This window comes from Serratia sp. NCCP-200, from assembly GCF_059697885.1.
Genome location: NZ_BAAKUJ010000003.1, coordinates 328667 through 350171, shown reverse-complemented (window position 1 = coordinate 350171; position 21505 = coordinate 328667). Strand labels below are relative to the sequence as shown.

General features: G+C 54.2%; 16 protein-coding genes. 10 read left to right on the top strand and 6 right to left on the bottom strand.

Annotation, left to right across the window (positions count from 1 at the left end):
• Positions 1-9 precede the first annotated feature (9 nt).
• Positions 10-426, bottom strand: a complete 417-nt coding sequence (gene menI / locus AC6HVW_RS11765; protein ID WP_021178115.1) for a 1,4-dihydroxy-2-naphthoyl-CoA hydrolase — start codon at positions 424-426, stop codon at positions 10-12.
• Positions 423-3479 carry a D-2-hydroxyglutarate dehydrogenase YdiJ gene (gene ydiJ, locus AC6HVW_RS11760; RefSeq protein ID WP_071683661.1) on the bottom strand — a complete coding sequence of 1019 codons (3057 nt, stop codon included), beginning with the start codon at positions 3477-3479 and terminating at the stop codon, positions 423-425. The genes menI and ydiJ overlap by 4 nt, the downstream gene beginning before the upstream one ends.
• Positions 3480-3819: 340 nt before the next feature.
• Here ydiJ and ydiK point away from each other — a divergent pair, with 340 nt between their 5' ends.
• The gene (ydiK, locus tag AC6HVW_RS11755; RefSeq protein ID WP_071683662.1) at positions 3820-4920 is read left to right on the top strand and encodes an AI-2E family transporter YdiK; all 1101 of its coding nucleotides are present in this window, start codon (positions 3820-3822) and stop codon (positions 4918-4920) included.
• A gap of 419 nt (positions 4921-5339) precedes the next feature.
• Here ydiK and ppsA read toward each other — a convergent pair whose 3' ends face one another.
• Entirely contained in the window at positions 5340-7718 is a 2379-nt protein-coding gene (gene ppsA, locus AC6HVW_RS11750; protein WP_021804570.1) for a phosphoenolpyruvate synthase, read from the bottom strand.
• Positions 7719-8190: 472 nt separating this feature from the next.
• Here ppsA and ppsR point away from each other — a divergent pair, with 472 nt between their 5' ends.
• From ppsR to AC6HVW_RS11705, 9 genes are all read left to right on the top strand, one after another.
• Positions 8191-9012 (top strand): posphoenolpyruvate synthetase regulatory kinase/phosphorylase PpsR, encoded by an 822-nt coding sequence (ppsR, locus tag AC6HVW_RS11745; protein ID WP_021804571.1) that lies wholly within the window; start codon positions 8191-8193, stop codon positions 9010-9012.
• Positions 9013-9181: 169 nt separating this feature from the next.
• A complete protein-coding gene (locus tag AC6HVW_RS11740; protein WP_497569440.1) occupies positions 9182-10228 on the top strand; it encodes a 3-deoxy-7-phosphoheptulonate synthase in 1047 nt (348 codons plus the stop codon).
• 745 nt (positions 10229-10973) lie between these two features.
• Positions 10974-11459 carry a glutathione peroxidase gene (locus tag AC6HVW_RS11735; RefSeq protein WP_071683664.1) on the top strand — a complete coding sequence of 162 codons (486 nt, stop codon included), beginning with the start codon at positions 10974-10976 and terminating at the stop codon, positions 11457-11459.
• Positions 11460-11614: 155 nt separating this feature from the next.
• Positions 11615-11809, top strand: a complete 195-nt coding sequence (gene hemP / locus AC6HVW_RS11730; RefSeq protein ID WP_081367109.1) for a hemin uptake protein HemP — start codon at positions 11615-11617, stop codon at positions 11807-11809.
• A 95-nt stretch (positions 11810-11904) separates the two neighbouring features.
• On the top strand, positions 11905-13977 hold the full coding sequence (locus tag AC6HVW_RS11725) for a TonB-dependent hemoglobin/transferrin/lactoferrin family receptor (protein ID WP_071683665.1): 2073 nt from the start codon (positions 11905-11907) through the stop codon (positions 13975-13977).
• A gap of 67 nt (positions 13978-14044) precedes the next feature.
• Positions 14045-15079, top strand: a complete 1035-nt coding sequence (locus tag AC6HVW_RS11720) for a hemin-degrading factor (protein ID WP_071683666.1) — start codon at positions 14045-14047, stop codon at positions 15077-15079.
• Positions 15076-15906, top strand: coding sequence for a heme/hemin ABC transporter substrate-binding protein (locus AC6HVW_RS11715; protein WP_071683667.1), 831 nt, complete (start codon positions 15076-15078; stop codon positions 15904-15906). The genes AC6HVW_RS11720 and AC6HVW_RS11715 overlap by 4 nt, the downstream gene beginning before the upstream one ends.
• A complete protein-coding gene (locus AC6HVW_RS11710; RefSeq protein ID WP_071683668.1) occupies positions 15906-16910 on the top strand; it encodes a FecCD family ABC transporter permease in 1005 nt (334 codons plus the stop codon). Before AC6HVW_RS11715 ends, AC6HVW_RS11710 begins: the two co-directional genes overlap by 1 nt.
• Before the next feature lie 7 nt (positions 16911-16917).
• Complete coding sequence (locus AC6HVW_RS11705) at positions 16918-17688, top strand: heme ABC transporter ATP-binding protein (RefSeq protein WP_175415658.1); 771 nt, start codon at positions 16918-16920, stop codon at positions 17686-17688.
• A 27-nt stretch (positions 17689-17715) separates the two neighbouring features.
• On the opposite strand, the gene AC6HVW_RS11700 is transcribed toward AC6HVW_RS11705, so the two are convergent.
• The 3 genes from AC6HVW_RS11700 to lplA all read right to left on the bottom strand — a co-directional run bounded on the left by AC6HVW_RS11700 (position 17716) and on the right by lplA (position 21495).
• The gene (locus AC6HVW_RS11700) at positions 17716-19158 is read right to left on the bottom strand and encodes a protein adenylyltransferase SelO (RefSeq protein WP_497569439.1); all 1443 of its coding nucleotides are present in this window, start codon (positions 19156-19158) and stop codon (positions 17716-17718) included.
• Between the two features lie 284 nt (positions 19159-19442).
• The gene (locus AC6HVW_RS11695) at positions 19443-20180 is read right to left on the bottom strand and encodes an EAL domain-containing protein (protein ID WP_021804581.1); all 738 of its coding nucleotides are present in this window, start codon (positions 20178-20180) and stop codon (positions 19443-19445) included.
• Positions 20181-20481: 301 nt separating this feature from the next.
• Positions 20482-21495 carry a lipoate--protein ligase gene (gene lplA / locus AC6HVW_RS11690; protein WP_071683717.1) on the bottom strand — a complete coding sequence of 338 codons (1014 nt, stop codon included), beginning with the start codon at positions 21493-21495 and terminating at the stop codon, positions 20482-20484.
• Positions 21496-21505: the final 10 nt, after the last annotated feature.

Genomic DNA, 21505 nt, shown 5'->3' with positions numbered 1-21505 from the left:
GGGTAGGTATTACTCCAATACTGCCGTGGTCAGCCGCGAGGTACAGCACAGGCGATCGCGATCGTCGAAGATCTCGATCTGCCAGACCTGATTGCGGCGGCCAGCGTGTAACGCACGACAAACCCCGCGCACCTGCCCTTTAAATACCGCGCGCAGGTGGTTGGCGTTAATCTCTAACCCCACCACCTTTTGTTCCCCTTCGGTGCACAGATACCCTGCCATTGAGCCCATCGACTCGGCCAGCACCACCGAAGCCCCACCGTGTAACAGGCCAAACGGCTGGGTAGTGCGGTGATCGACGGGCATCACCGCCTCTAAATAGTCATCTTCCAAGCGGGTAAACTGAATGCCCACATGGGCCACCATGCATCCTTCACCGCTTTGGTTGAGTTGTTCCAGCGTTGTTTCACGTTTCCACAGCTTCACGCAATCATCTCCAGAAGTGCCTGTAATGGATGCCGCACGCCATTGCCTTCAATGCGTTTTACCTGGCTGCGGCAAGAATAACCGGTCGCCAGACAGCGTTGCCTTGGCAAACGCTGTAGCGCCTGATGCCATGATAGCTCATAAATCCCCAGGGAATTTTGCAGATTCTTGGCTTCGTGACCGTAAGTGCCCGCCATGCCACAGCAACCCACGCTGACGTTTTCCAACTTGGCGCCAAAACGGGCAAAGATGGCAGCCCACTGCTGGGTACTCGCCGGTAATGCAGTAGTTTCGGTACAGTGGCCAAACAGATACCAGGCTTCCCCGGTGGCAGGCTGTTCCGCTCGTTCTGCCAGCAACTGTTGCAACCACTCATGAACCAGTTGCACCTGGAAATTACCCCGCTCGGCCCCGAGAATTTCTTGATACTCGTCGCGATAACACAGCACCAACGCCGGATCGACACCCACCATCGGCATCCCCAGTTTGGCTACCCGGTTAAGAAAGTCCGCTGTCTTGCGCGCCGTTTTGGCAAAGCGCGTCAGGAACCCTTTGATATGCTGTGCCTTGCCGTTCGGTGAGAAAGGCAACAGCACCGGCTTGTAGCCCAGCTTTTCCACCAGCCGTACAAAGTCTGCCACAACCTGGGCATCGTAATAACTGGTAAACGGATCCTGCACCACCAGCACATGCTGTTCGCGCTGGCTTTCGCTCAATGCTTCCAACTGTTCAAGCGTCATGCTGAACGCGCTATGGCCCGACAGTTGTTGGCGTAACGTTGGGCTGGATAGCAATGGTAAATCCACCATACCGATGCTGCTGCGGCTCAGTTCGCGCACCCATGGCTGCTTGAAGAAGAAGTTGAACACCTTTGGCGCTTTGGCCATCAACGGGGTATAGCTCTCGACGCCAGCGACCACGTAGTCACGCATCGGGCGCAGATAGCGGGTGTGGTAAAGCTGCAGGAAGCGCGAACGGAAGCCCGGCACGTCGATCTTGATCGGGCACTGGGTCGAACAGGCTTTACAGGCCAGGCAGCCAGACATCGCTTCTTTGACTTCATGGGAGAAGTCATATTCGCCCTTGCCTGCATGCCAGCTATTACGGGTTTTCTCAACCAGAGTGCGGAAGCTGAGGCGCTGCTGCGGCAACTGCTTTTCCAGTGCGACGGGGTCCACGCCCTGCTCTGCCAATAACCGTAACCATTCGCGCACCAGGGCCGCACGGCCTTTCGGCGAGTGGATCCGATTCGCGGTGATCTTCATCGATGGGCACATCGGGCTGTGGACATCAAAGTTGAAACACAGTCCGTTGCCGTTACACTCCATCGCGCCACGGAACGAGGTGCGGACATCGATGGGGATGCGGCGATCCAACGTGCCACGTTTCACCGCATCGACTTTCATCATCACGGCATCTACGCCCAGCGGCGGGCAGATTTTCCCCGGATTGAGGCGATTGAGCGGGTCAAACGCGGCCTTGATGCGGCGCAGTTCTTCATAGAGCTCCTCGCCGAAGAACGCCGGGCTATACTCCGCCCGGAAGCCCTTCCCGTGTTCTCCCCACAACAGGCCGCCATACTTGGCGGTTAACGCCACCACCTGGTCAGATATTTGCTTCATCAGCACTTCTTGCTGGGGATCGCACATATCTAAGGCCGGGCGCACATGCAGCACACCAGCATCAACGTGGCCGAACATACCGTAGCTCAGGTTATGGCTATCCAACAGTTGGCGGAACTCGGTGATATAGTCAGCCAGGTGCTGCGGCGGCACGCAGGTATCTTCAGCAAACGGGATGGGCTTGGCCTGCCCTTTGGCGTTACCCAGCAACCCAACCGCCTTTTTGCGCATATTGTAGATGCGCTCAATGCCGGTCAAATCGCCGCAAATCTGATAACCGATCACACCAGCCTGTTGCTCGGAGATCAGATCGTCCAGACGCTCGCACAGCGCTTCCATCTGGCCGTCGATCAGTTCCTTATCATCACCGGCAAACTCAACGATGTTCAACCCGAGCATCTCTTTATCGGGCACGTTGGTGATCAGTTCGCTGACCGAGTGCCAGACGATGTCTTCGCGGGCCAGATTCAGCACCTTGGAGTCGATGGTTTCCACCGACAGCGCCTTGGCTTCCACCATAAAGGGCGCATTGCGCAGGGCCGAATCGAAAGAGTCATATTTGACGTTTACCAGCCGCCGCACCTTCGGCAGCGGTGTGATATCCAGCCGCGCTTCGCTGATAAAGGCCAAGGTCCCTTCGGCACCGGTAAGAATGCGGGTCAGATCGAAGGTTTGCAGATCGTCGCTCAGCACGTGGCGCAGATCGTAGCCGGTGAGGAAGCGGTTAAGCTTGGGGAATTTTTCCAGGATCAGTGCGCGTTGCTCGCGGCAACGGTTCAGCACGGTGTGGTAGATCCGCCCCTCTGGCGTATCTTCCTGGGCAATCGTTTCCGCCAGCGGCGTCGGCATGGCGCGAGTGTCGATCATTTCGCCCCCCAGCAACACCGCCCTGAGCCCCAGCACGTGGTCTGAAGTTTTGCCGTATACCAGCGAGCCCTGGCCAGACGCGTCGGTATTGATCATGCCGCCCAGGGTCGCGCGGTTGCTGGTGGAAAGCTCCGGCGAGAAGAAATAGCCGAACGGCCGCAGATACTGGTTAAGCTGGTCTTTAATCACCCCGGCTTCTACCCGCACCCAACCCTGCTCGACGTTGATGTCCAGAATGCGGTTCATGTAGCGCGACATATCAACCACAATGCCGGTGTTAAGTGCCTGCCCATTGGTGCCGGTGCCGCCACCGCGCGGGCTGAAGGTGAGCGCCTTGAAGCGCTCCTCGTCGGCCAGCCGGGCGATAAGCGCCACATCGGCGGTTGAGCGAGGAAACACCACCGCATCGGGCAACAGTTGATAAATGCTGTTGTCCGTCGCCATCGTCAGCCGATCGGCATAGCTAGTGGCGGTATCGCCGTTGAATCCGCTCTGTTTTAACGCGGCCAAAAAGTCCAGCACCCGTTGAACGAGGCCGGATGCCTGAGAAATTTGTGGGATCATTCGCTTGTTTGACTCTGTCTGCTCTTAATTGCTTAATCGGGCCCGGAACTGGCCCTCCCCTGTCTTTTATTATCACGATAACCGCAAGGGCCGTTTCCCGCCCCTGCATCATCGCTATCTACCTCATAATGGCGGGTGTTTTGCCGCTTGTACATCCTGAATTTGGCATTATTTGGCGGGGAAAATGATAGCGCAGCCGATGGCTACGCTTTAAATAGTGAAAGGTGGTACCGAAAATGACGTTCCACGGCAAAATGTGCTACTGACTGTGAAAGTTGCCAAAAATGCTCCATGATAAAAGGGTACCAAGGAATTAACTCACTAGGATGAAAACGCATTCATGACACAACCGCAACGCCGCTACGATTTACCGACGATAATTTTTGGTGTGCTGTTTATCGCCATTATGATCGTCGCCAGTTTTTGGGTGATTCAACCCTTTATTCTGGGATTTGCCTGGGCATCGATGGTGGTGATCGCCACCTGGCCGGTATTGATTAAACTGCAGAGCCTACTTTGGGGCCGCCGGTCGCTGGCAGTGGTGGCGATGACTATCCTGCTGCTCTTGCTGTTTGTGCTGCCTATTGCCCTGCTGATCAGCAGCGTGGTGGATAACAGCGCGCCAATCGTAGCCTGGGTGAACTCGCCGGGCCAGCTCCACGTTCCACAGCTGGAGTGGCTGCGCTCCATTCCGGTGATTGGGCACAAAGTCTATAACAGCTATCATCTGTTGGTGAACACCGGTGGTAACGCTCTGGTGGCCAAAATTCAACCTTACTTCGGCCAGACCGCCACCTGGTTTGTCACCCAGGCAGCACATATTGGCCGTTTCCTGATCCACTGCTCGCTAATGTTACTGTTCAGCGCCTTGCTGTACGCCCGCGGTGAGCAGGTTGGCATGGCGATCCGCCATTTTGCCGTACGCCTTGCTTCCACTCGGGGCGACGCGGCCGTGTTACTGGCCGGGCAAGCGATCCGTGCAGTCGCGTTAGGCGTGGTGGTCACCGCATTGGTGCAGTCGATCCTGGGCGGCATTGGGCTGGCCGTTTCCGGGATTCCGGCGGCCACCTTGCTGACCGTAGTGATGTTCGTCTTTTGCCTCGCCCAACTGGGGCCATTGCTGGTCTTGATCCCGGCCATTATCTGGCTGTACTGGACCGGTGATACCACCTGGGGCACAGTGCTATTGGTGTGGAGCTGTGTGGTCGGAACTCTGGATAACTTCCTGCGCCCGGCGCTAATCCGCATGGGTGCCGACCTGCCGTTGATTCTGATCTTGTCAGGCGTTATCGGTGGCCTGCTGGCCTTCGGGATGATTGGCCTGTTTATCGGCCCAGTCGTGCTGGCGGTCTCCTATCGGTTGGTGAGCGCCTGGGTGAACGAAGCTCCGGAGCCCACCGCCGATCTTGAAGAAGTCGCTAAAGATTTAGAACAGTTGTGATCCCTACATCGCCTGCTCATTCATTGGGCAGGCGATTAATCAAAATATTCCCATTCCCCACCGCATCGTTCCCGATAATTATTCTGCTGACTCACCTGCTGCAATAATAGATGCCATTCAAGTACCTGTTCTCACAATGAACCATTACAAACCAGGCTGTTTGATTGGGACGATTCTTAATGACGCGCGCCAGATAACTGCCTAGTATGAAACTCTATCTTGCTGAAAATCATTGCTTTCCATGCATTGTTTGCCAGTCAAGTCAGCTAACAAGGTAACCTCGAATCACTGAATTGCTGTGTGTAGTCTTTGCCCGTCTTTTGATGGGCTTTTTTTTGTGCAAAATAACCCGCCAATATAAAAAAACCGCCAGGTTTAACCGGCGGTTTTATGTTTTCAATAGACGTTGTTATTCAGGTTTACTTTCTTTGTGACAAATTAACCCAGGTCTGCACCACGGTATCCGGGTTAAGCGACAGGCTATCAATCCCCTGATCCATCAGCCACTCGGCAAAGTCCGCATGGTCTGACGGGCCTTGTCCACAGATGCCGACATATTTGCCGTGACGCTTGGCCGCCTGGATCGCCATGGAAAGCAGCGCCTTGACCGCCTCATTGCGCTCGTCAAACAGCTCAGAGACCACTCCGGAATCGCGATCCAGCCCCAGCGTGAGCTGCGTCATATCGTTGGAACCGATAGAGAAACCATCAAAGTGCTCAAGGAACTGATCGGCCAGCAAGGCGTTGGAAGGGATCTCACACATCATAATCACTTTCAGCCCGTTCTCGCCGCGCTTCAACCCTTGACGCCCCAACTCTGCCACCACGGCCTCCGCCTGAGCCACGGTACGCACAAACGGCACCATCACCTCAACGTTGGTTAGGCCCATCTCATTACGTACCCTCTTCATCGCGGCACATTCCATGGCGAAGCAGTCTCGGAAGCTGTCCGCCACGTAACGACCCGCGCCACGGAAACCTAGCATCGGGTTTTCTTCGTGCGGCTCATATTTCTCGCCACCTACCAGGTTGGCGTATTCGTTAGATTTAAAATCGGAAAGGCGCACAATCACGCGCTTCGGCCAGAATGCCGCGCCCAACGTGGCGATCCCTTCAGTCAAACGACCGACATAGAACTCGACCGGATCGTCATAGCCCAACATCAGCGTTTTTATTTCTGCCTGCAGCTCTGGGGTTTGCTGGTCGAACTCCAACAGGGCACGCGGGTGTACGCCGATCATGCGGTTGATAATAAACTCCAACCGGGCCAGCCCTACGCCTTCATTTGGCAAGCGAGCGAAGTCGAACGCACGGTCAGGGTTTCCGACGTTCATCATAATCTTCAACGGAAGTTCCGGCAGTTCAGTGACTTCCGAGCTTTGCACGCTGAATTCCAGCATGTCGCTGTAGACAAAGCCGGTGTCGCCTTCGGCGCAGGAGACGGTGACTTTCTGCCCTTCTTTCAGCAGGTCCGTTGCGTGGCCACAGCCTACAACGGCAGGGATCCCCAGTTCACGGGCAATGATCGCTGCATGGCAGGTACGCCCACCACGGTTGGTTACGATCGCTGCCGCCTTCTTCATGATCGGTTCCCAATCCGGGTCGGTCATGTCGGTGACCAACACGTCGCCCGGCTCGATGCGATCCATTTCGCTGATATTGTGGATGACCTTCACCGGGCCTGCCCCAATACGATGGCCAATGGCTCGCCCTTCTACCAGCACGGTGCTGTTACCGTTCAGTTGGTAGCGTTCCATCACCTGCTCATTGGAGCGCACGGTTTCTGGCCGCGCCTGGACTATCAGCAGCTTGCCGGTGTGGCCGTCTTTGGCCCACTCGATATCCATCGGGCGGCCATAGTGTTTTTCGATTAACAACGCCTGATGTGCCAGTGCCTGGACTTCATCATCGGTCAAAGAGAAACGATTGCGTTGCTCTTCTGGCACATCTTCGATACGGACCTGCTTGCCGTGATCCTGTGAAGGTGCATACACCATGCGGATTTTTTTCGAGCCAAGGTTGCGGCGCACAATGGCCGGTTTGCCCTTCAGCAGCGTCGGTTTATGGACATAAAACTCATCCGGGTTGACCGCCCCTTGCACCACCATTTCCCCCAGACCGAACGCCGAGGTAATAAATACCACCTGATCAAAGCCGGACTCGGTATCAATGGTAAACATGACCCCAGAGGAAGCCAGGTCGGAGCGCACCATGCGCTGTACACCGGCGGAAAGTGCCACGCCACGGTGATCGTAACCCTGATGCACACGGTAAGAGATGGCCCGGTCGTTAAACAGAGAGGCGAAGACGTGTTTGATCGCCACCATCACCGCATCAATGCCCTGCACGTTGAGGAAGGTTTCCTGCTGGCCAGCAAACGAGGCGTCTGGCATATCTTCGGCCGTGGCGGAAGAACGCACGGCAAAGGAGGCTTCGCTTTCGCCCTCGGACAGTTGTTGGTACGCCAGGGTAATTTCACGTTCAAATTCCGCGTGGAAAGGCGTATCGATCACCCATTGGCGAATTTGTGCACCGGCCTTGGACAGTTGAGCAATATCGTCCACGTCAGTCTGATCCAGCAGCTGATAAATGCGCTGGTTAACCCCACTTTGCTCAAGAAAATCGTTAAATGCCTGGGCGGTGGTGGCGAAACCGTTGGGTACGGCCACGCCCAAATCGGAGAGATTGGTGATCATTTCACCGAGGGAGGCATTTTTGCCACCGACACGGTCAACGTCGTGCATGCCAAGCTGGTTGTACCAAAGCACATTACGCAAGTCTGGGCCATTGTTAGACATCGAGACAATCCTTATTGCTATCAGTAGGGTATTGACGGATTTTTGACTGGTACCGCAAAAACGGCACCCACCCACACTAGCACAATGATCCATAGACAATGGACAGGTGAATCGATCAAGCCAATGAAGAAAATAGCAATTAAGAGAATTCCAGCGAACGCAATTTTATTAGGGATCGTTCCCTAACTGGCTAAAAGCTTACAATTCAACAAATTATGTATTATTTAAACTTTCGCTTAAATACCCGTATTTTTAGTGTTTAATTTGACGAAAATAGCGCCAATTTACGTCGGAGCAGGTAGTTAAAATAGCACCATTCATTTTATTAAAAATGAAATCTAGTTTTATTAAATATATTCAATTGCCGCGAATGATCCCCAGCGTCACAAAATTTCTGTCCTCCTCTTTACCGTATGTGGGTATGCAGACCATGATGTTGCTATCAGTCGTTTCAGGCATTAAGGAGTTCTGGGTGGAAAGAAGCGTTTTTTATATCTCGGATGGCACGGCCATTACCGCCGAAGTTTTGGGGCACGCGGTGCTGTCACAGTTTCCCGTCAAGGCCACCACTTTCACTCTGCCCTTTGTGGAAACCGAAGCGCGTGCGCGGGGCGTATGCCAGCAGATCAATGATATTTACCAGCAGACCGGGGTGCGCCCACTGGTGTTCTATTCGATTATCTCGCCGGAAGTACGCCAAGTGATCACTCAAAGTGAAGGATTCTGCCAGGATATCGTGCAAGCCCTGGTCGGCCCGCTACAGGGGGAATTAGCGGTGGATCCAACGCCGGTACCTAATCGCACCCACGGACTGACGGAAAACAACCTGGGCAAATATGACGCCCGGATCGCGGCTATTGAATACACTCTGGCCCATGATGACGGCATATCGCTGCGCAATCTTGATCAGGCGCAGGTGATCCTGCTCGGCGTATCCCGCTGCGGTAAAACCCCCACCAGCCTTTATCTGGCGATGCAATTTGGTATCCGCGCGGCCAATTATCCGTTTACTGCCGATGATATGGATAATTTGCAACTACCCGCCGCGCTAAAACCGTTTCAACATAAATTATTTGGGTTGACCATCAACCCAGAGCGGTTAACGGCGATCCGCGAAGAACGGCGCGAAAACAGCCGTTACTCTTCCCCGCGCCAATGCAGGATGGAAGTTGCCGAGGTGGAAGCGCTGTTTCGCAAAAACCAGATCCGCTATCTCAATACCACCAACTATTCGGTGGAGGAGATCTCCACCAAAATCCTCGATATCCTCGGTATGAGCCGGAGGATGTTCTGATACTAGGGGCTGGCGGATAGTCGTCTATGCCCCCTCTTTTGTGCTTTTTTACCGGTTTTAATCAGCCGATCACAATCTCTACGGTTGAAATCAGCCGTTTTTGCGTTATTGTGATCGCCATCACTTCCCGGTATTCCTGCCGTCGCGAAGAACAGTTTTAGAGACAATCATGCACAAAACAGATGAACTGCGGACCGCGCGCATCGACAGCTTGGTCACGCCTCAGGCGTTGGCAGAAAAGTTGCCGATCTCAGCATCGGTAGCCGATAACGTGACAGCGTCACGTAAACGTATTGAAAAAATCCTCACCGGCGAAGACAAGCGCCTGTTGGTAGTGATTGGCCCCTGCTCCATTCACGATCTGGATGCGGCAATGGACTATGCCACCCGTCTTAACGTACTGCGCGAGCGCTATCAGGATCGCCTGGAAATCGTGATGCGCACCTATTTTGAAAAACCGCGCACCGTAGTGGGCTGGAAAGGCTTGATTTCCGATCCCGATCTGGATGGCAGCTATCAGGTCAACCGTGGTATTGAGATGGCGCGCAAGCTGCTATTGTCAGTAAACCAGCTTGGCCTGCCAACGGCGACCGAGTTTCTGGATATGGTGATCGGCCAGTATATTGCCGACCTGATCAGCTGGGGCGCGATTGGCGCTCGCACCACCGAAAGCCAGATCCACCGTGAAATGGCCTCGGCGCTCTCCTGCCCGGTCGGTTTCAAAAATGGTACCGACGGCAACACCCGCATCGCCATTGATGCCATCCGTGCCGCGCGCGCTGGTCATATGTTCCTGTCACCAGACAAAACTGGCCAGATGACCATTTACCAGACCAGCGGTAATCCTTATGGCCATATCATCATGCGCGGCGGCAAGACGCCAAACTATCACGCGACCGATGTGGTAGCCGCCTGTGATAGCCTGCGTGAGTTCGATTTACCTGAACAACTGGTGATCGACTTCAGCCACGGCAACTGCCAGAAATTGCATCGCCGCCAGTTGGAAGTGGCAGAAAACGTCTGCCAACAGATCCGTGCAGGCTCGGTGGCCGTGGCTGGCGTGATGGCTGAAAGCTTCCTGGTGGAAGGTACGCAGAAAATCGTGGCTGGCCAATCGCTAGCCTACGGCCAATCCATTACCGACCCTTGCCTGAGCTGGTCGGACAGCGAGCAGTTGCTGGCTATGCTGGCCGATGCGGTAGATACCCGTTTCTGATTATTTTAGCCAGCATGCTTTTGGCCTGCTGGCTCTCATTTATCCGTTCACGCAGTATCACTTTCGTGATGGGATTGAAAACTCAATAATTCATCCACTCAATCATAAAAACCCAAAAAGGTATGAAAGAAAGCGTTACGTACAACATACCTATGTTATCAATTTCTTTTAGACGTTTCTTTCCTTTAACCCACCGTATTGCACAAGCCAATAGCATGAGAATAATGCAAAAATTTGCAGTAAAAATCTTATAGCCACTAGATACCCCTGCAAAAAAAAGCATCAAAGAGGCAAGTATCATTGTATTCATCTTAACGTCTGGAAATACTCTCGAACCCACAAGGAAGTGGCAACACACTGATAATATAAGAAAAATAACACTTAACACATTCATATCATCTCCCTATGCAACAACTAGCTCATACTTCCCTATTTACGTAGATACCACAAAAAAAAATAATATTACACATTCAAAAACCCAAGCGTCAATACCTGTAAAATAAAAGCTGAACACCTATTATTACTCACTTAATTAAATATTTTAAATATAAAATGACATTTGCATATGATGCTGGCTTTAATTTAATTATTGCTTTCCAACGAGTAAGTGGGGCTCTTAAACACTGTATTATCGGATCTTCATCACCTAAATCAGGTTATTGATGCCATATTCTACGAAGTATTCTTACGTCATTCCGCTATACTTGCCAAACATCTGAACTAAACCGATCTGGAGCCCTCTTCCGTGAACCATTCACTGCTGTCCATTCCCTGTATCACCCTGAAAGGGGAACATAAAACGCTGGCCGACTTCCCGGCGCGAGCCTACCTGGTGGTCAATACCGCCAGCAAGTGTGGCTTTACCCCGCAGTATGCAGGCTTGGAAAAGCTGTGGCAGTATTATCGCTCACGCGGGTTGATGGTGCTGGGCTTCCCCTGCAATCAGTTTGGCGGGCAAGAGCCGGGTAACCCACTGGAGATTGCCAACTTCTGCACCCTCAACTATGGCGTCAGCTTTCCGCTGTTCAGCAAGATCGACGTCAATGGCGCGCAGGCGCATCCCCTGTTCAGCGAGTTAAAACGCCGTGCTCCCGGTCTGTTAGGCAGCCAACGCATCAAGTGGAACTTCACCAAATTCCTGCTCACCGCCGATGGCGAGCGCATCACACGCTTTGCCCCCATCACCAAACCTGAGCGCCTGTTCAACCGTATCGAAACCCTGTTGAAATAGTCGTTTTATCAGCAAATTGATTGCAATCAATCTAGCCCCGGTAAGCATGACGACAAAAAGGTTCCATCGGTAAGAAAATTTCCCTTGATGTAACCTTTCGTTCACATGATAATGATTATCAATTTGATATTAATTACCATTTACCGGTTGAATTTATGGACAATCTCAATAATTACCAACAGTCCAACAACGCTTTGGTTACTCCTGACGGCAGTGCTCCTGCCGCTTTACCGCCCTGCTTCGACAGTGCCGAGCTGCTGGGCACCGATGGGCTGGCGGTGATCATCCATCAAGGGCAACGCTATCAACTTCGCCAAACCAAAGCGGGAAAATTGATCTTAACCAAATAACGTCTTAGTTCCTTTTAACGCCAGCCACCCCGATCTTGCGATCCAGGCAGCCAGCAAATCTATTGATATGTTTAAAACATACGGAGAGTTGCCACATGCCTGCCATTTTTGCCTCCCGGCTGCGTTTATCCGCATTAAGCCTGGCCATTGCCTGCGCTTTGCCTACGGTGGTTTTTGCCCAGACCGACACCAGTGTTTCCGCTGCCACCAAGGCACAAGAAAAAAACAAAGATGAGACTATGACCGTGGTCGCCACCGGTAATCAGCGCAGCAGTTTTGAAGCGCCGATGATGGTGACGGTGATCGACGGCAACAGCCCTCAGAGCCAAACCGCCACCACCGCCGGCGATATGCTGCGTCATGTGCCTGGGGTTACTGTGACCGGTACTGGCCGGAGCAATGGGCAAGACATTATGATGCGGGGTTACGATCGCCGTGGCGTGTTGATCCTGGTTGATGGTATTCGTCAGGGAACCGATACCGGCCATATCAATGGCACCTTCCTGGATCCTGGCTTGGTAAAACGGATTGAAGTAGTGCGTGGCCCATCGGCACTGTTGTACGGCAGTGGCGCATTAGGTGGGGTTATCTCCTATGAAACGGTGGATGCCGCCGATCTGCTGTTGCCCGGCCATAACACCGGCTATCGCGTGTTCGGCACAGCGGCTACCGGCGATCATAGCCTGGGCATGGGCGCCAGCGCTTACGGTAAAACTGACGTTCTCGATGGTCTGATCTCTTTCGGCACCCGCGATATTGGCGATATTCGCCAGGGCGATGGCTTTAATGCACCGAACGACGAGACCATCAGCAACGTTCTGGCCAAAGGCACCTGGGCCATCGATGACAACCAGTCCCTGAGCGGTAATCTGCGTTATTACAACAACCGGGCGCAAGAACCTAAGAATCCGCAAACGCCTGATGTTTCCAGCAGCAATGTGTTAACCGACCGTTCCACCATTCAGCGTGACGCACAGCTCGGCTATAAGCTCAAGCCCACAGGCCAGGATTGGCTGGATGCCGATGCCAAGCTCTATTACTCCGAAGTAGAGATCAATGCGCATACCGACGGCAGCACGGATGAAGCTCGCAAACAAACTACCAAAGGTGGCAAGCTGGAAAACCGTACCCGCCTGTTTGCTGACAGCTTCGCTTCGCACCTGTTTACCTATGGTAGCGAAGCCTACCGACAGGAACAGACGCCAGGGGGGGCAACAGAGAGCTTCCCGCAGGCCAAAATCAACTTCGCTTCCGGCTGGTTGCAGGATGAGATCACTCTGCGTGACCTGCCCGTCTCTTTCCTGGCCGGGACGCGTTATGACAACTACAAAGGCTCTAGCGACGGTTATGACGACGTCAATGCCAACAAGTGGTCATCCCGTGGTGCGATGAGCGTTACCCCTACCGATTGGCTGATGATGTTCGCCTCCTATGCTCAGGCGTTCCGCGCACCAACCATGGGCGAGATGTACAACGACTCCAAGCACTTCTCGATCCCGATGGGCCCGACCACCATCACCAACTATTGGGTGCCTAACCCGAATCTAAAGCCGGAAACCAACGCTACGCAGGAATACGGCTTCGGCTTGCGCTTTGACGATCTGCTAATGGCCGATGACAGCCTGCAATTCAAGGCCAGCTACTTCGATACCAAAGCCAGAGATTATATTACTACCGGTGTCACCATGGAGTTAGGCCGTGGCCCACGCGGTATGTACTGCATCAGCTGTACCACCTTCTCAACCAACATCGATCGCGCCAAGATTTGGGGATGGGATGCCTCGCTGAACTATAAAACCCAGTGGTTCGGTTTGGATCTGGCCTACAACCGCACACGTGGTAAAGATGAAGCGACGGGTGACTGGCTCTCCAGTATCAACCCGGATACGGTCACCAGCGTGTTGGATATTCCTATTGCCGAGACCGGCTTATCCACCGGCTGGGTGGGAACCTTTGCCCAGAGTGCGCACCACGTGGCTACCGGCTACAGCAAGCAAGCCGGGTATGGCGTGAACGATTTCTACCTCAGCTATAAAGGCCGCGAAGACCTGCAGGGCGTCACCACTACCGTGGTACTGGGGAACGCTTTCGATAAAGAATATTACTCACCACAGGGCATTCCGCAGGATGGTCGTAACGCCAAACTGCTGGTCAGCTATCAGTGGTAACCCTTTGAACCACAGCGGGCAGACCGTTTTTGCCCGCTCCTCACCCACCAGCACAGGAAACAAATTAATGAGCGAGACCCTATACCAACGTTATGAGCAGGCGAAAATTGATCACCCAGGTAAATATGCCCGCGATCTGGCCGAGCTGTTGGGTATCAGCGAAGGCGAACTGACCCATGCCCGCGTCGGCCACGATGCTCGTCGCCTGCAGGCCGATGCCCGTACGCTGCTGACCGAACTGGAACAGGTTGGTGTCACCAAGTCCATCACGCGTAACAGCTATGCGGTACACGAGCAGGTTGGGCGTTATCAGAATCAGCACCTCAATGGCCATGCTGGGCTGATCCTCAATCCGCGCGAGCTGGATCTGCGCCTGTTCCTCAACCAATGGGCCAACGTTTTTGCCTTGAGTGAAACCAACAAGCGTGGCGTGCGCCACAGCATTCAGTTCTTTGATCATCAAGGCGACGCGCTGCATAAGGTCTACACCACAGACGAAACCGATCTCGCCGCCTGGTTCGCCCTGGTCGAGCGCCATCAAAGTGCGGAAAACCCGACACTGGAGCTGCAACCGGCCGAAATTAAAGAGAGCAACAGCGCGCCAGATGCCGCCAAAATCGATGCCGACTGGCGAGCCATGACCGACGTCCACCAGTTCTTCCAACTGCTGAGCCGCAATAATCTGACCCGCCAACAGGCCTTCCGCGCCGTGGGTAACGATCTGGCCTATCGTGTGGACAACAGCGCGCTGACGGCGCTCCTGGAAGCCGCCAAGTCTGCGCAGAACGAAATCATGATCTTCGTCGGCAACCGGGGCTGTGTGCAAATCTTTACCGGCCAGATTGAGCGCCTGATGCCGCAGGACGGCTGGGTCAACATCTTCAACCGCCACTTTACCCTGCACCTGATTGAAGGGGCGATCGCCGAAAGCTGGATCACACGTAAACCAACTAAAGATGGCATGGTCACCAGCCTGGAGCTGTTTGCTGCCGATGGCACCCAGATCGCGCAACTCTACGGGCAGCGTACCGAAGGCCAACCGGAGCAGCTGCAGTGGCGTGAGCAGGTTGCTGCCCTTGAATCGAAGGAAGTTGCCGCATGATAGCTTCATTGCCCCGTCGCCTGGCGCTTTGCATTGCGCTGGCGTTTCCATTAGCCACCGTGGCGGCCGAGAGGATTGTTTCGATAGGTGGTGACGTGACCGAAATTGCCTTCGCGCTGGGCGCGGGCGATGAAGTTGTGGCACGAGACAGTACCAGTTTGCACCCTGCTGCGGTGCAGAAATTGCCCGACGTAGGCTATATGCGCCAGCTGAATGCCGAAGGTATTCTGGCGCTGAAACCCACCCTGATCCTGACTACCGAGTTGGCTGAGCCAGCATTGGTGCTCAAGCAATTGGAAGACAGTGGCGTCAAGGTGGTGCGTATCCCCGGGGATACCACCGTGCAGGCGGTGCCCAAAAAAATCAGCGTGATAGCCGATGCCATCCATCGCAGTAGCCAAGGCAAGCAGTTGGCCGAACGCTATCAGCAACAGTTGGCAGCGGTAGCCAATACGCCGCTACCGGTGAAAGTGCTGTTCGTGATGAGTCACGGAGGTATCACCCCCATGGCCGCGGGCCAGCAAACCGCGTCAGATGCCATTATCAGAGCGGCTGGGTTGAAAAACGCGATGCAAGGTTTCAGCCGATACCGCCCGCTCTCGCAAGAGGGCGTGATTGCCAGCGCACCAGACTTGCTGTTGGTGACTACCGATGGCGTCCGCTCCATCGGTGGCCAGGAAAACCTGTGGCTGTTGCCCGGCATGGCTCTGACACCGGCGGGGAAAAATCGCCGCGTGCTGATCGTTGATGATATGGCGCTGCTCGGTTTTGGTCTGGAAACGCCGCAGGCGCTGGGCCTGTTGCGTAAAGCGGCGGAGCAAAAGTAATGCGTTGCCGAACCTCACCCCGCCTGGCGATCGGCAGCCTGCTGATCCTACTGACGATCCTGGCGCTTGGGGCCGCTAACCTTGGGGCGTTGACACTGTCATTTCGCACCCTGTGGCAGGCTCCTTTCAGCGATGCCTCCTGGCATATCTGGCTGAATATTCGCCTGCCACGCGTGCTATTGGCCGTGGTGATCGGCTGCGCGTTGGCGGTTTCCGGGGCGGTGATGCAGGGATTGTTCCGCAACCCCTTGGCCGATCCCAGCCTGTTGGGGATCAGCAGCGGCGGCGCACTGTTCGTCGCCCTGGTGATCGTCATGCCGCTGGCCCTGCCCCCGCTCATCGCTCTGTATAGCCATATGCTGGCGGCGTTTCTTGGCAGCCTGCTGGTTTCAATACTGATTTACGGCATCAGCCGCAGCGGACACGGCAGCCTGTCGCGGCTGTTGCTGGCCGGTATCGCCATCAATGCGCTGTGCATGGCAGCGATTGGCGTGCTGTCGTACCTCAGTAGCGACCAGCAATTACGTCAGTTTTCGCTGTGGATGATGGGCAGCCTTAGCCAGTCACAGTGGCCTACCCTGGTGGTATCCGCTTCGCTGATCCTGCCAGCCGCATTGCTGACGCTGTTACAGGCTCGTCGTTTGAATCTGCTACAGCTGGGCGATGAAGAGGCGCATTACCTTGGGGTCAATGTGCAACGCGCCAAGCTGCAGTTGCTATTACTCAGCGCCCTGCTGATTGGGGCCGCCGTAGCGATGAGTGGCGTGATCGGCTTTATTGGCCTGGTGGTCCCCCACCTGGTGCGTATGCGGCTTGGGGGCGATCACCGCTGGTTGTTGCCAGCCTCTGCCCTCGGCGGTGCCTGCCTGCTGTTGGTGAGCGATACGCTGGCACGTACGCTGGTCGCTCCGGCAGAAATGCCGGTAGGCCTGATGACCAGCCTGATCGGTGGTCCCTATTTTCTGTGGCTGGTGATGCGCCAGCGGGAGCGCTCCGGTGGATGATTCATCAATGCTGACAGCACGGCAGTTGCGTTACAACCTGGGTGATCGCCGGCTGATCACCGATGTCTCCCTCAGCATCGCCAGCGGTGAGATGGTGGCGATTATTGGCCCCAACGGCGCGGGGAAGTCGACCCTGCTTCGCTTACTTACCGGTTATCTGGCCGCAGACTGTGGCGAGTGCCGTCTGCAAGGTAAACCGCTTGAGCAGTGGCAACCTCAGCAGTTGGCCAAGGTCCGGGCGGTAATGCGTCAACACAGCGAGCTGGCCTTTCCGTTTACCGTGGAAGAAGTGGTTGCCATGGGACGCTCTCCGCATAGCGGGCGCGATGCCAAAAGGGCGATCCAACAGGTGATGGAGCAGACCGATTGCACCAGCCTGGCCCAACGTGATTACCGCCAGCTTTCCGGCGGGGAACAGCAGCGGGTGCAACTGGCCAGAGTATTGGTGCAGTTGTGGCAGCCACAACCCGCACCATCCTGGTTATTCCTTGACGAACCCACCTCGGCGCTTGATCTGTATCATCAACAACATACCTTACGCCTGCTGCGCTCCCTGACGCGTCAGCAGCCGTTGGCGGTCTGTTGCGTATTGCACGATCTTAATCTGGCCGCGCTGTACGCCGATCGCATTCTGCTGTTGCATCAGGGCCGCCTGGTCGCTTCCGGTACCCCGCAGCAGGTATTACAGACGGATATCCTGACGCGTTGGTATCAGGCAGATCTCGGTGTCGCCGCCCACCCAGAGACCGCACTGCCGCAGGTGTTTTTACGTCAGTAACGGTAAGCCATGGAGGGCTTGCTGCATTCAGCTCGAACAGGAAATTTCCAGATGCTTGCCCCAATCCGGTGGCAAGGCCGCCAGATCGTCATACTGGGCATCATCGGCAAAAGGTTGCAGCAATGCCTGGTGCAAACGTGCCAGCTTAGTGACATCGTCCTGCTCTGCCGCTTCGATGGCCTGCTGCGCCAGATAATTACGCAAGATCAGTTTAGGATTCGCCAGCTTCATCGCTTGCTGGCGCTCGGTATCACTCACCTGTTCAAGCTGTAAGCGCTGGCGATATTTTTGATACCAGCCGTCAAACGCCTCGCGATCGATAAATTCGTCGCGCATTGACGTTTGCGACCGCTGCTGCTCAACATCGCTTAATAAACGGAAGGTACGGGTATAATCACGCCCCTCTTGCGCCATCAGGCTCAATAAACCGGTCAGCAGATCGTTATCCTGTTTTGACTGGGTGAAAAAGCCCAGTTTGGCACGCATTTGCTCGCCATAAGCCTGCATCAGCGCCGGTTCATAGGCGGCTAGCGCCTGCTGTAACTGCTCGGCACTCAGCAAACCGGACAGCGTTTGCGCCAATCGATGCAGATTCCATAGCCCCACGGCTGGCTGGTTATCGAACGCATAACGGCCCTGATGATCGGAGTGATTGCAGATATAGTCTGGCTGGTAGTCATCAAGGAACCCATAAGGCCCATAATCCATCGTCAGGCCGAGGATCGACATATTGTCGGTATTCATCACCCCGTGGGCAAACCCCACGCACTGCCAGTGAGCAATCATACGTGCGGTACGTTCCACCACATCGGTAAACCACAGCAGATAGCGATCTTGTTCATCAACCCATTGCGACCAATGGCGCGCAATAACGAAGTCCGCCAGTTGCCTGACCTGTTCCGACTGTTTGCGGTAATAGAAATGTTCGAAATGACCAAAGCGAACATGGCTTTCCGCCACTCGCAGCAGCATTGCTCCGCGCTCCGGTTGTTCACGGAACACCGGATGCTCGCTGGTGACAATCGTCAGGGCCCGCGTCGTCGGGATCCCCAAATGGTATAGCGCCTCGGAGGCCAGGAATTCACGGATCACCGAGCGCAGCACCGCCCGCCCATCGCCCATGCGGGAATACGGCGTTAACCCAGCGCCTTTCAGATGCCAGTCCATACTACGGCCGTCCGCGAGCCGCTGTTCCCCCAGCAGGATCCCCCGGCCATCTCCCAACTGCCCCGCCCAGGAACCAAACTGATGGCCGCTGTAAACCTGCGCCAAAGGCTGCATGCCGGGTAACAGGGTTTCACCTGCCCAGATAGGCATTTTCTCTGGAGTAAACCAGCTAGCGTCCAACCCCAGTTCCTCAGCCAGCGGCTGGCTGTAATACAGCAAACGGGCCGCTTTAAGCGGTGTCGGCTGCAGTGCGGTATAAAAACCGGGCAGCTGTTGGTAATAAGCGTTTTCAAATTGCGGCATAGGCCCTCCGTAACGCTTAGTGTAGAGCCTGGAGGAGCGGATTAACACGGAGGATTTACAAGGGATTCGCCCCTGGCCGGAAACCAGCAGGGGCGTGGTAGACTAAAAAGCGGTGGTGAACCCTGTTAGCTTGGTTATTTAGCGCCGGCGACGTGAGTCTTTTAATGACCTACTACGCGCATGGCTAAAGTGCTTTATCAAAGATAAAGCGACAATAATTATCAGTACTGGGATCACGGTAAAAATCATCCAGTCCACTATTTACCCCGGTGTGCAAGCAAAAATCAGTTATTATTATCGAACTCTTCAGCAATCCTGCGTAGAGACCGCAGATTATCCACACTGATGGCAGGCCATAAAAATCCCTGTAGCCCTAAAACACCGGTGTTGGTCAGTTTATTGAAATACTCATGTTTCTCAATGCCGCAAACAATAACTCCCTTACAAAGTTGATTGATATTCTTAAGCAGTGAATCGATAACCAGGTCATATCCCTGTTGGGTAACCAATTGCCAATAAAAACGTTTGTCGATCTTCACAACATCAAATAAACCATCGTACAACGCGGTCAACGTCGCTTTGCCCGAACCGAAGCCATCGAGCCACAGCGAAAAGTAAGCACTTAACAAGCGGATTTTCCCGTTGTCTTTCCCCGCGGAAAGGTTGGGGAAACTCTCATTGATTTCAAAGGCAATAAACGGCAACTGCTGAACTCGTTGACGACGCTCTTCGCTGCCAAGCAGCCAATCGACAACTGTTTCTTCGATATTAATGGTCAACAGCACCTTGTTGGCAACAAACCACGAGGCCTGCTTTTCGGCCAGCATTAACTGGTCGTTGAATAACTCAATCCTTTGTTCCGGGGTTAATAACCGCAGGCCGATTTCCGTAGGCATCGCCAGGTTATCGCCCGAGCCAGTAAAACGGGTGAGAAGTTCCACCGCCAGTAATCTTCCCGTCATGGCGTAAATCGGCAGGAAGACATACTGACTAATAAAATCAACGTCAGATTGAATATTCATTTTAATGCCAGAGGCTTAATGGCGTGCAAAACATCCTATAACAATAAGTTATACCGATCAATCCCTGGGAGATAGTTCAGAAATAGTAATGCGATTAGCCAGGCATTGCCAAGTAATTGATAGTTTTAGCGATGTTTTTTTGTGCAGGCAGTCAGATGCGTTAATTTACTTTGCGGCAGCTATCGTTACAAATTAATAGCCTTATGCAAGGTGTGAATTCATTTTTGATGTTCAACGATCAGGTGATGCGGCGACCACCTGATTTTATTAATAAAATTCCTAATTTATTTACCACACAGCACTACTTGATGGTTTCCAACAGCCAACGCCGCAACTCACTAAGCTCGCTCTCCTGCTGTGGATATTGCTCCACCAGCTGTGCACAGCAGTCTGCCAACGCCTCGCTGCGATAGGCACAGCCCACCAGCTTTTCGGCCAAAGTCTGTAAGGGGGCAGGGTTGAGGCTGTCGGTGAAGATCTGCGCGCGTACAATCGCGCCCTTCTCCACGTCAAAGAAGATATCCACCCCACCCCAGGTAAAGCGCTCATTCAGCAAGTGGCTAAACGCTGGCGCTTTGCCAAAATTCCATTCCCAACTGCTCTGCTTGGCAAATTGCTGGGCAAAATCAGGCAGGTCTGGGAAGACATCCGGGGAGATCACTTCCGGCTGTGCCGTTTCACCATAATGGGCGAAGAAAGCCTGAATGACGGCGTCACAAACCTGCTGATGGTCGATTTCTGGCACAAACTCGGCCAGGTTGGCGACCCTGGAACGCACGGAAGTGATGCCTTTCGCCTGCAATTTTTTCGGATCGGGATTGAGATAGTCTGCCAGGCGATTGAGATCGGCATTCAACAGCAGCGTACCGTGATGAAAACCGCGATCCTGAGTTTCGCGGTAGGCTGAGCCGGAGATCTTGCGCACTCCGTCGGCCGTTTCGACCACCAAATCGTTACGTCCGGAAGCCGAAGCATCAACACCCAGCTGTTTCAGCGCCGCCAGAATAATGCCGGTAGAGACGGTTTTATCATAACCGGGCTTACCGGCCATAAAGGTAAAGCAGGTATTGCCCAGATCGTGAAACACCGCCCCGCCGCCGCTGCTGCGCCGTGCCAGACGAATGCCATCCTGCTCCATCCGCCGGGTATTGCACTCTTTCCACGGGTTCTGCGACTGGCCGATCACCACGGTTTCGGCATTACGCCACAGGAAGAGGATTTTTTGCGTGGTCATTTCGCGGAAGATGCACTCTTCTACCGCCAGATTAAACCAGGGATCGTAGGAGTCGGAAATCAATAAACGTAAGGAATTCATGGCAGTCACC

Bases quoted from the DNA above. Each gene is read 5' to 3' on its own strand.
- AC6HVW_RS11720 (WP_071683666.1), top strand. From the start codon at position 14,045: ATGAGCGAGACCCTATACCAACGTTATGAGCAGGCGAAAATTGATCAC.
- AC6HVW_RS11725 (WP_071683665.1), top strand. From the start codon at position 11,905: ATGCCTGCCATTTTTGCCTCCCGGCTGCGTTTATCCGCATTAAGCCTG.
- AC6HVW_RS11705 (WP_175415658.1), top strand. From the start codon at position 16,918: ATGCTGACAGCACGGCAGTTGCGTTACAACCTGGGTGATCGCCGGCTG.
- ydiK (WP_071683662.1), top strand. From the start codon at position 3,820: ATGACACAACCGCAACGCCGCTACGATTTACCGACGATAATTTTTGGT.
- ydiJ (WP_071683661.1), bottom strand. From the start codon at position 3,479: ATGATCCCACAAATTTCTCAGGCATCCGGCCTCGTTCAACGGGTGCTG.
- lplA (WP_071683717.1), bottom strand. From the start codon at position 21,495: ATGAATTCCTTACGTTTATTGATTTCCGACTCCTACGATCCCTGGTTT.
- ppsA (WP_021804570.1), bottom strand. From the start codon at position 7,718: ATGTCTAACAATGGCCCAGACTTGCGTAATGTGCTTTGGTACAACCAG.
- AC6HVW_RS11710 (WP_071683668.1), top strand. From the start codon at position 15,906: ATGCGTTGCCGAACCTCACCCCGCCTGGCGATCGGCAGCCTGCTGATC.
- AC6HVW_RS11715 (WP_071683667.1), top strand. From the start codon at position 15,076: ATGATAGCTTCATTGCCCCGTCGCCTGGCGCTTTGCATTGCGCTGGCG.
- hemP (WP_081367109.1), top strand. From the start codon at position 11,615: ATGGACAATCTCAATAATTACCAACAGTCCAACAACGCTTTGGTTACT.
- AC6HVW_RS11695 (WP_021804581.1), bottom strand. From the start codon at position 20,180: ATGAATATTCAATCTGACGTTGATTTTATTAGTCAGTATGTCTTCCTG.
- AC6HVW_RS11700 (WP_497569439.1), bottom strand. From the start codon at position 19,158: ATGCCGCAATTTGAAAACGCTTATTACCAACAGCTGCCCGGTTTTTAT.
- AC6HVW_RS11740 (WP_497569440.1), top strand. From the start codon at position 9,182: ATGCACAAAACAGATGAACTGCGGACCGCGCGCATCGACAGCTTGGTC.